The organism is Mycobacterium sp., assembly GCF_008709575.1.
Taxonomy (GTDB): domain Bacteria; phylum Actinomycetota; class Actinomycetes; order Mycobacteriales; family Mycobacteriaceae; genus Mycobacterium.
Window position 1 is genome coordinate 1 of record NZ_VYIK01000086.1, and the last position, 10664, is coordinate 10664.

Consider the following 10664-nt stretch of genomic DNA (forward strand, 5'->3'; position numbering starts at 1 on the left):
CGGCGCTCCGGTGCCTACCGGGACGGGACTTCCACCCGCTAGTCCAGTCCAACTTGCAGGACGCAACACGAAACACAACCTAACCTTGCCTCGGTGCCGGCCGCCATGACCGCAGCGGGTTGTTTTCCCGCACCCCGCCATAGATGCCCCACCGCACGATCCACGGCTGCAGCACCCGATCCACCGACCAGCCCGGGAAACGGACCACCTGGCCCCTGGGGGTGAACACCTCCAATCCGTCGGGTTGGGCACCCAGCACGGACCCCCAGCGGCGCTTCGGCGCCCGGAAGGACCGCAGCGGCCGACCGGCGAACCCGGCACGCACATTGTGCGCGAGCAGCTTGTCGGCGCGGTTGCGCGCCGAGCTGCGCAGCGGATCGGTCGCCGCGACGTCGCCGATCGCGAACACCCCCGGACAACCCGGTACCTGCAGCTGCGGTGTGACCCGCACAAACCCCTGCGCGTCGAGCAGTTCGGCCGGCAGCCAGTCGGTGTTGGGGCGCACCCGGCCGATGGCCCACAGCACCGCGTCGGCGCTGGCCGGCGGCTGTCCGCTGCTCCAGCAGACCGGCCCACTGGTGATCTGGTCGCAGGCGAACCCATCGGGCACGACGGCGCGGTGGCCGGGGTGCAGTCCCACTCCGAGATCGTCGAGCCGGCGCCGTATCCGGTCCCAGATCCGCGGGTGATGCGCAGGCAGCGCCCGCTGCCCGGGAAAGTACAGGTCCACCTGCTTGGCCGGCCAGGTGCCGGCTACGTTGGCGGCGCTGCTGACCGCGGCCGCGCCGCCGCCCACCACGATGACCGAGCGGGCAGCGGCCAGCCGGTTGTGGGCGGCGCGGATCTCGGCGGCGATCTCGTCCCCGGACTGCAACGTCGGGCGGCGCCAGAAGCCGTTGGTGACGCCGGTGGCGATGACCAGCGCGTCGTACGGCTGCGCTGTCGTCTCGCCGGCGGCGGTCTGGGCGAACACTGTGCGGGCCGCCGGGTCGAGCCCGATCAGCCGGGCGTGGACGGTGCGCACCCGGTCCAACCGGCGGAACCGGTCGAAGGGGATCCAGTAGTCACGGGCCCAGTAGTCGGGGCGCGACAGCCTCATGCCCAGCTCTTGTCCGCTGACCAGGGCCGGCTTGACCGAGATGCCCACGATGTCGGCGTGCCGGGCGAGCCGGATCGCGCACAGCACCCCGCTGTCGCCGAGGCCTGCTACGACAACGCGTCTGCGGGTCATGCCGCTGTCCGTCGCGGCGGTCGGGGCACGAACCGGGGGACCCGCGCGATTACGCTCTGGTAACCGGGTCGACGCTGCAGGCTGCGCTGCTCCATCATCGGGATGCTGGCGCCGAGGAACATGGCCAGCATCGCCACCGCCCCGACGAACAGCCACCACGCCTGCCCCGGCGCGGCGGCGACACCGAACAACGCCAGCCCGGCCAGCCAGCTGACGCCGCGACCGGGGTGGGTCATGCAGACATAGACCGGCAGCATGCCGAGGAAGACCTGGGCGGTGGGAACCAGATGGATGGCCACCAAGTCGACGACGAATTCCCAACGACCGGCCCGCTCCCGAAACAGTGCATACCGCCAATCCTCGTGGTGCAGGCCGGCAAACCCGTAGACCCAGTTGCCGGTCAACCGCACCGACCACACCACCACCAGCACCGTGACCAGCCAGCAGCGCAGCTGCTCGACACCGAGCCCGCCGCGAGCCCACCAGTAGCAGGTCAGCAGCGGGGGAATGACGCTCCAATAGGCGTCGTAAACGCTGGAATTGCGGTACGCCCGGCTGAAGCCGAACACCACGACGGTGGCCAGCAGGTCGGCGACCAGCGAATCCAGCCAGAGCCGACCGGTGCTCGGGCCCCGCATCAGCCACCCGCCGGCCGCGGCGATCGCGACCGCGTAGGCCGCTGCGACCAGCCAGAGCGAGCGCGACTTGGCTGTCGTGCCCGTCACCGGCCGGCCGCCGGAGCGCCGTGGGACTTCATGCCGCCTCCTGGTGCAGCACGTCCGGTTAGCTGGTTGTGCGCCGGCACCGGCAAAACTGTAACACGTTCTAGCCTTGAATCGAGGGCCGGCTGACCGCCCGCGACGGGGCTCGTCCGTCGCTACTTGGCGTTGTTGAACTTGGTGATCGCGTCGTCGAGTCGCTGCAGCGCGGCACCGTAGGCGGCGAAGTCGCCCTTCTTCTGGGCGTCCCGGGCCGCGCCGATCGCCGACTGGATCTCCTTGAGCGCAGCGGCCCTGGCCGGCGACAACGTGGCCGCGTTCGACGCCGGTGGGACGGCCGCCTGTGCCGTCGGCGGCGAGTCCGCCGGCGCCGCGTCGGCCGGCGGCGGGCTTCCCGGCACCGGCTTGTCCGGTGCCCCGGCGTCGGGCGGCGCGATCCCGGCCGCGGTGGCACCGGCGCCGGGTCCGAACAAGCCGGTGAGCGCGTCGCCCACGGTGGGGCCGTAGCCGATCTTGTCGCCATACATCATGGCAACCCGGATCAGCCGCGGGTAGGACGACGCCGCATCACTGGCTCCCGGTGAGGCATAGACCGGTTCGACGTAGAGCAGCCCGCCCTCGGCCACCGGCAGCGTGAGCAGGTTGCCCCACTTGATCCGGTTCTGGTTGTCCCGACCAATCACCCCGAGGTCCTGCGACACGACGGGATCGGTGGTGATCGCGTTGTTGGCCAGCTTGGGCCCGTTGACCTGACCCGGGATGGTCAGCACGGTGATCTTGCCGTAGGTGGCGGGATCCGAGCTGGCGCTGATGTAGGCGGCCAGGTAATCCCGCTTGAACCGGTTCATCGCGCTTATCAGCTGATAAGAAGCCGAATCATCGTCCTTGGCAATGTTTTTCGCAACGATGTAATAGGGCGGCTGGTAGCTGCTGGCGGTGGGGTTCGGATCCAGCGGCACGTCCCAGAAATCCGACGTGGAGAAAAACGTGATCGGGTCATTGACGTGATATTTGGCCAGCAGCATCCGCTGCACCTTGAACAGGTCTTCCGGGTAGCGCAGGTGTGCCGCCAGTTCGGGAGTGATGTCGCTTTTCGGCTTGACGGTGCCCGGGAACACCTGCATCCACGCCTTGAGAACCGGATCCTGCTCGTCCTGCGCATACAGAGTGACCGTTCCGTCGTAGGCGTCGACGGTGGCCTTGACCGAATTGCGGATGTAGGACACCTGCTTGTCGGGGGCCAGCCGGTTGAACGCCACCTCGGTGGAGTCCGCGGTGGCCGACGACAGCGAGGTCAGTTCGGAATACGGATAACTATCCAGCGTGGTGTAACCGTCGATGATCCACACCATCCGCTTGCTGACGATCGCGGGGTACACCGCGCTGTCCGTTGTGAGCCAGGGCGCCACCGCCTCGACCCGTTGTGCCGGGTCGCGGTTGAAGATGATCTTGCTATTGGACCCGATCACGTTGGAAAACAGGAAGTTGCGCTCGGCGAACTTCGCGGCGAACACGCTGCGTGATATCCAGCTGCCGATCGGCACCCCACCGCTGCCGGTGTAGGTGTAGTTCTTGGTTTCGGTGTTGGTCTCGTAGTCGTATTCGCGGTCCGCGCCGTTTCGCCCGACGATCGCGTAGTCGGCGGGCGTGTTCGCGATCACCGGGCCGTAGTAGATCCGGGGTTGGTCGAGCTGCGCCGGGCCGTCGGAGACCACACTGCCGTTGGCACCGACGACGTTGACCAGAAACTCCGGGTACCCGCCGTTTTGGTTGGGGTCATTGGCGATTCCACGCACAGTGTTGGCCGGCGAGGCGATGAAGCCGTTGCCGTGGGTATATACGGTGTGCCGGTTGATCCAGTCGCGCTGGTTGTCGATCAGGCGATCCGGGTTGAGCTCGCGGGCGGCGACGACATAATCGCGCAGGTGGCCGTCGCTATCGTAGTAACGGTCGACAGACAACTGGTCCGGGAAATAGTAGAAGTTCTTGCCCTGCTCGAACTGGGTGAAAGCCGGACTGACAATCGTGGGATCGAGCAGCCGGATATTCGAGGTCGTGGCACGGTCGGCGGCCACCTGCTGGGCAGTTGCCCGACCGTCACCGCTGTAGTTTCGATAGGTCACGACGGCGTCGGTCAGGCCGTAGGCTTGCCGGGTCGCGGTGATGCTCCTGGCGATGTACTCGCTTTCTTTCTGCGCCGCATTGGGCTTGACGCTGATCTGTTCGACGATCATCGGCCACCCAGCACCGACGATCAGCGACGACAGCAGCAGCAGGACCAAGCCGATCGCCGGAATCCGCAAGTCCCGCAGAACGATCGCGGAGAATACTGCGCCGGCGCAGATCACTGCGATGGCCGCCAGGATCAGCTTGGCGGGCAGCACGGCGTTGATATCGGTGTATCCCGCGCCGGTGAACGGCTTACCGCCACGGGTATGCGACAGCAACTCGTAGCGATCCAGCCAGTAGGCGGCCGCCTTGAGGAGCACCAACACACCGACCAGGCTGATCAGCTGAATACGCGCCGAGCGGCTCATCACGCCGGTATGGCCCGACAACCGAATACCGCCGAATACATAGTGCGCTACCAGGTTCGCCAGGAACGCGAGGAACAGCGCGACGAAAAGGTAGCCCAGCACGAGCCGGTAGAACGGCAGGTCGAAGGCGTAAAAGCCGAGATCCTTGCCGAATTGCGGGTCGCGAATCCCGAAGTCGCCGCCGTGCAGGAACAGCTGAATACGCGCCCAGTAGGTCTGGCCGATGACGCCGGCCAGCGCCCCGATCAGCAGCGGGACTCCGATGCCGATCGGCCGCAATCGGGACAGCACCAGGGTGCGATACCGCGCCACCGGATCGTTGCCGTTACTCGGGACGAACACCGGGCGGGTGCGATACGCCAGCGCCAGTGCCCCGAACACCGTGCCGCCGACGAGCAGTCCGGCAATCAGGAAGACCGCCAAGCGGGTGAACAGCACGGTGGTGAATACCGACCGGTACCCAAGTTCGCCGAACCACAGCCAGTCGACATATCCGTCGATCAGCCGTGGCCCCAGCAACAGCAGCACGATCACCGACAAGGCGACCGCGACCAAGACGCGGCTCCGCCGAGTCAGCTTCGGCATCCGCGCGCCGGGCCCCACTACCACTGGCTAGGCTCCTTGCTTAAGACCGGTTGTCTCGACGGTCCCAACTTTACGCACGCGCTGCGCCGCGTGCCTGCCCCCGAGCCCGACGGCTTGCCCGCCCGACCACGGCTGATTGCCCATCTTCTCCTCTTCGGTCTTCTGCCTGTGCTGTTGGCCTTGGCGCCGCTAACAACTCGGTGGCTGTTTGCCCGCGGTCATGGTGTGTAATGCCTCGACCGCCTGAGCGAGGGTTTCGACCTTGATCAGCTGCAGTCCCGGAAGGTCGTCCGCACTTGCCTCGTAGCAGTTCTTGGCCGGGACCAGAAACACCGTCGCCCCGGCCGTCCGCGCGGCGGTCATCTTATGCTCGATGCCGCCGATCGGCCCCACCGTGCCATCCGGCGTGATCGTGCCGGTCCCGGCGACGAACGCCGAGCCGACTAGGTCGCCGGTGGTGAGCTTGTCGATAACCGCCAGGCTGAACATCAATCCCGCCGACGGACCACCCACGTTGGCCAGGTTGAAAGTGATACGGAACGGCGCGACGGGCTCGTCGGCCACCATGATCCCCAGAAAGCCGTAGCTACGATCCTTGTAGTGTCCCAACGTGATCCGTGCTGTTCCCGGGGTATTTTTGCGACGATAGCCGATCACCACCTGCTGACCCGGTTTGGTGTCTTTCAATGCCGCGGTGAACTGTTCGGCATTGGCTGTGCGCTTACCGTCGATCGCGTCCAGAACGTCGCCGGCCTGCAACTGACCCATGGAGGGGCCAGATTTCTGCACCTCCATGACGGTGGCCGCCCGCGGGTACTGCAGATACCCCAACGCCGCGTACTGGGCGTCATCCTCGGACTGGGTGAACTCGGCATTGTTGGCCTTGTCGATTTCCTCCCGCGACTGGCCCGGCGGGTACACCAGATAGCGCGGCATGAGCTGCTCCTGCCCGGAAAGCCACAGTGCTAGTGCCTCGCCCAGGGTCAGATCGTCACGTTGGGAGACCGTCGTCATGTTCAGGTGACCGGTGGTCGGATGCGTGGCGATTCCCTCGATGTCGACCACCGGTTTGCCGTCGACCTCGCCGAGCGTGTCGAATGTCGGGCCCGGGCCCAGGGCGACATACGGCACCGTGACCACTGCAACCAGTACCCCGAACACCAGCACCGGCAGCAGCGCCACTATCAGCGTCACAATGCGTCTATTCACGTCGCCCACCCTAAGTGGCCGCGCCCGCCGGGTGTCGAACCCTGTTCACCAAAAGCGTGACCGCGGGTGAGGCCACAGGCATCGCCGGTGAGTACCGTTGAGGGTATGGCTGACCTGCCTTTCGGGTTCTCCGCCGGTGACGACCCGGACCCCGACAAGCCCGGAAACGACGAGTCCGGCGCCGGTTCGCCGGGCGCCCCGGGTGGTTTCGGTGGCGATTTCGACGTGGCCCACCTGGGACAGATCTTCACCCAGCTCGGGCAGATGTTGAGTGGCGCCGGCCATGCCATGACAGCCGGCGGGTCGTCCGGGCCGGTGAACTACGAGCTGGCCCGCCAGCTCGCAACCAGTTCGATCGGATTCGTGCCGCCGATCTCGGCGGCCACCAACTCCGCGATCCAAGACGCCGTACATCTGGCAGAGACCTGGCTCGACGGAGCGACCGCATTGCCGGCAGGTACCACCAAGACCGTCGCCTGGAGCCCCACCGATTGGGTCGAGAACACGCTGGCGACCTGGAAGCGGCTATGCGATCCGATGGCCCAGCAGATCGCCACCGTGTGGATTGCTGCGCTGCCCGCTGAGGCCAAGAACATGGCCGGCCCCCTGCTGTCGATGATGTCGCAGATGGGTGGCATGGCATTCGGCTCGCAGCTCGGCCAGGCGTTGGGCCGGTTGTCGCGCGAAGTGCTGACGTCGACCGATATCGGTTTGCCATTGGGGCCCAAAGGCGTCGCGGCGTTGCTGCCGGACGCCGTGGAATCCTTCGCCGCCGGGCTCGAGCAGCCCCGCAGCGAGGTCGTCACGTTCCTGGCCGCCCGGGAGGCCGCCCATCACCGGCTGTTCAGCCATGTGCCCTGGCTGGCCAGTCAACTGCTCGGTGCCGTGGAGGCCTATGCCAAGGGAATACAGATCGACATGACCGGAATCGAGGAGTTGGCACGCGATTTCAACCCCGCTTCGCTGACGGATCCGGCCGCCATGGAAGAGCTGCTCGCCCAGGGGGTGTTCGAACCCAGGGCGACAGCGGAACAGACTCAGGCGCTCGAACGACTCGAGACACTGCTGGCCTTGATCGAGGGCTGGGTGCAGACCGTGGTGACCGCGGCGCTGGGCGACCGCATACCCGGTACAGCCGCGCTCGCGGAGACACTGCGCCGGCGCCGGGCCACCGGCGGTCCCGCCGAGCAGACGTTCGCCACACTGGTCGGCTTGGAGCTACGGCCGCGCAAGCTGCGGGAGGCCGCCGTACTGTGGGAGCGGCTGACACAGGCCGTCGGCATGGACACCCGCGACGTGGTGTGGCAGCATCCGGATCTGCTCCCGGATGCCGCGGATCTCGATGAGCCCGCAGCCTTCATAGACCGGGCCATCGCCGGCGATACCAGCGGAATCGACATCGACGAGGCGATCGCCCAATTCGAGAAGGGCAACGACCATGGCGACCATGGCGAAGGCGACCCTGTGGACAACTGAACGGGCGGGCGAGTCCGCCGTGACATGCTTGCGCCGTGCCGACTGCGTCTGACCGACCGACGCTGTACTCGCTGGACCCGGCGATGCCGGTGCTCGTGCGCCCCGAAGGCACGGTCCAGATCGGCTGGAGCCCGCACCGCGCTGTCGTGGTTCACCCACCGCGAGGCTTGACCGCCACCGCGCTCGCCGGGCTGCTGCGGTCCCTGCACACGCCGACATCGATGCCCGACCTGCAGCGGCAGTCCGGCCGGTGCGGACTGGTCGATGTCGGGGAGCTGGGCGCTCTGCTCGCTGCGCTGGTCGACGTCGGCGTCGCGACCGGCGACCGCCCGCGCCGGCACAGTCGGTCACCGTCGATCCGGGTACACGGGCGGGGCCCACTGTCCGACCTACTCGCCGAGGCGCTGCGCTGCTCGGGCGCCCGGATCAAGCGAAGCAGCCAGCCGCACGCCGTGACCACCGTCGCCGGAACCGACCTGGTGGTGCTGTCGGACTACCTGGTTGCCGACCCGCGCATGGTGCGCGAGCTGCGCAGCCACGGTGTCCCGCATTTGCCGGTACGGGTACGCGACGGCGCGGGATTGGTCGGCCCGCTGGTCATACCCGGTGTCACCAGCTGCCTTGACTGCGCGGATCTGCATCGCCGGGACCGCGACGCGGCATGGCCGGTGGTCGCCGCGCAGCTCCGCGACACCGTCGGCACGGCAGATCGGGCGACGCTGATGGCGACGACCGCCTTGGCGTTGAGCCAGGTCGACCGGGTGATCGGGGCCGTTACCGGCTCCCCGACACCTGATCACGGGCCGCCTCCGGCGTTGAACGCCACCCTGGAGTTCGACATCCATGCCGGCTCGATCCTTGCCCGGCAGTGGACCAAACATCCGTTGTGTTCGTGCTGAGCGCACTTAATTGTCGGATCGGTGCCGAGAACGGCGCAGGCGTCGGGGATGATAGTTGACGTGGCAGACATCAAACGTGGGCGTGCGGCCCGCAACGCCAAGCTGGCCAGCATTCCGGTCGGGTTCGCCGGCCGGGCGGCACTCGGCTTCGGCAAACGGCTGACCGGCAAGTCGAAAGACGAAGTCCAAGCCGAGTTGATGGAGAAGGCGGCCAATCAGCTGTTCACGGTGCTGGGTGAGCTCAAGGGCGGTGCGATGAAGGTCGGCCAGGCCCTATCGGTGATGGAAGCCGCCATTCCCGAGGAATACGGCGAGCCGTACCGCGAAGCGCTGACCAAACTGCAAAAAGACGCCCCACCGATGCCCGCCAACAAGGTGCACCGAGTGCTCGACGCGCAACTGGGCACCAAGTGGCGGAACCGGTTCGCCTCCTTCGACGACACTCCGGTGGCTTCGGCCAGCATCGGTCAGGTGCACAAAGCGGTGTGGTCGGATGGTCGCCAAGTCGCCGTCAAAATCCAATACCCGGGCGCGGATGAGGCACTGCGCGCCGACCTGAAAACCATGCAGCGCATGGTCGGTGTGCTCAAACAGCTCGCCCCGGGTGCCGACGTCCAAGGCGTCGTCGACGAACTGGTCGAACGCACCGAGATGGAACTCGACTACCGGCTGGAGGCCGACAATCAGCGCGCGTTCGCGAAGGCCTACGAGGGTCACCCGCACTTCGCGATACCGCACGTCGTTGCCAGCGCGCCCAAGGTGGTGGTCCAGGAGTGGATGGAGGGCTTGCCGATGGCGGAGATCATCCGCGACGGAAGCGCCGCCCAGCGCGACCTCATCGGCACCCGCCTGATCGAGCTCACCTTCGACGCGCCGCGCCGGCTGGGCATGCTGCACGGCGATGCCCATCCGGGAAATTTCATGCTGCTACCCGACGGCCGGATGGGCGTCATCGACTTCGGTGCGGTGGCTCCGCTGCCCGGTGGCTATCCCGTTGAGCTGGGGATGACGATCCGATTGGCCCGCGACAAGGACTATGACCTGCTGTTGCCGACCATGGAGAAGGTCGGGTTCATCCAGAAGGGCCAGCAGGTGTCGGCCCGCGACATCGACGAGATGCTGCGCCAGTACGTCGAGCCCATCGAGGTCGAGGTATTCCACTACAACCGCAAGTGGTTACAGAAAATGGCGGTAAGCCAAATAGACCGGTCGGTCTCGCAGATCAAGACGGCCCGGCAAATGGACCTGCCGCCCAAGCTGGCGATACCGATGCGCGTCATGGCCTCGGTGGCCGCGATCTTGTGCCAGCTGGATGCGCGGGTGCCGATCAAGGCGCTGACCGAGGAGCTGATCCCGGGTTTCGCCGAACCCGACTCGGCCGCGGTCTAGCGGCTGCCGCGAAAGTGCAACACTGGCCTACACTCGACGAACGCGGCGGCAGTTGCACTTTCGCCGTCTTAGGCAGCGACGGCGTCCTTGCGGGGACGTCCCCGCGGTCGCTTGCTTCCGACAACAGCACCGCGATGCAGGATCTCGCCACCCCACACACCCCAGGGTTCCTCTCGTTCCAGCGCCGTCGCCAGACACTCCCGGCGAATGGGGCAGTATCCGCACAGCGCCTTGGCCCGGTCCAGGTCTGCCGGGCTTTCGGCGAACCACAGGTCGGGATCGCGATTGCACGGCAACTCCAGAGTCGGCATGTTTTTGCACCTGCTTTCTGCGGATCCGGACCAGGACTGGCAGAGAAAAACTATGGCCACGGATCCTGGTGAGGTCGGGTCCGTGGCCATCGGGGGTTCGGGCGAAGCCTAGGGCGAACCCCGATCCGCGGACACTTCGGCCGACGCCGCGGCCACCGCGGCATGGTCGGCACGGCGGAAGCCGGCTACGACGAATGTCTGCGCGGTGGTCATGGCTTCCCTCCTTCCGGATGCTGCCGGCGAACCTGCGGGTTAGTTTTCCAGGCGCTGTGCGCCGCCGTGGGATAAGAAAATGGGCCCACCGTGCG

The 10664-nt window shown here is 66.8% G+C and carries 8 protein-coding genes; 3 read left to right on the forward strand and 5 right to left on the reverse strand.

What is annotated here, in order from left to right:
* Nucleotides 1–79: 79 nt before the first annotated feature.
* From F6Q13_RS15830 to F6Q13_RS15845, 4 genes are all read right to left on the reverse strand, one after another.
* Nucleotides 80–1231: an FAD-dependent oxidoreductase gene (locus F6Q13_RS15830; protein ID WP_293058515.1), complete on the reverse strand. Its 1152-nt coding sequence runs from the start codon at nt 1229–1231 to the stop codon at nt 80–82.
* Nucleotides 1228–1956 (reverse strand): DUF1295 domain-containing protein, encoded by a 729-nt coding sequence (locus F6Q13_RS15835; RefSeq protein WP_293058518.1) that lies wholly within the window; start codon nt 1954–1956, stop codon nt 1228–1230. The genes F6Q13_RS15830 and F6Q13_RS15835 overlap by 4 nt, the downstream gene beginning before the upstream one ends.
* 152 nt (nt 1957–2108) lie before the next feature.
* The gene (locus tag F6Q13_RS15840) at nt 2109–5096 is read right to left on the reverse strand and encodes a UPF0182 family protein (RefSeq protein WP_293058521.1); all 2988 of its coding nucleotides are present in this window, start codon (nt 5094–5096) and stop codon (nt 2109–2111) included.
* A 165-nt stretch (nt 5097–5261) separates the two neighbouring features.
* Nucleotides 5262–6281, reverse strand: coding sequence for a PDZ domain-containing protein (locus F6Q13_RS15845; RefSeq protein WP_293058524.1), 1020 nt, complete (start codon nt 6279–6281; stop codon nt 5262–5264).
* Between the two features lie 87 nt (nt 6282–6368).
* Between F6Q13_RS15845 and F6Q13_RS15850 the strand changes: the two genes are divergently transcribed.
* From F6Q13_RS15850 to F6Q13_RS15860, 3 genes are all read left to right on the forward strand, one after another.
* Nucleotides 6369–7757 carry a zinc-dependent metalloprotease gene (locus F6Q13_RS15850; protein ID WP_293058526.1) on the forward strand — a complete coding sequence of 463 codons (1389 nt, stop codon included), beginning with the start codon at nt 6369–6371 and terminating at the stop codon, nt 7755–7757.
* A gap of 83 nt (nt 7758–7840) precedes the next feature.
* Nucleotides 7841–8656, forward strand: coding sequence for a cyclodehydratase (locus F6Q13_RS15855; protein WP_293058533.1), 816 nt, complete (start codon nt 7841–7843; stop codon nt 8654–8656).
* Between the two features lie 48 nt (nt 8657–8704).
* Nucleotides 8705–10045 (forward strand): AarF/ABC1/UbiB kinase family protein, encoded by a 1341-nt coding sequence (locus F6Q13_RS15860; protein ID WP_293058528.1) that lies wholly within the window; start codon nt 8705–8707, stop codon nt 10043–10045.
* A 68-nt stretch (nt 10046–10113) separates the two neighbouring features.
* Here the strand turns inward: F6Q13_RS15860 and F6Q13_RS15865 are convergent, their stop codons facing one another.
* Nucleotides 10114–10356, reverse strand: a complete 243-nt coding sequence (locus tag F6Q13_RS15865; protein WP_293058531.1) for a WhiB family transcriptional regulator — start codon at nt 10354–10356, stop codon at nt 10114–10116.
* Between the last annotated feature and the right edge of the window lie 308 nt (nt 10357–10664).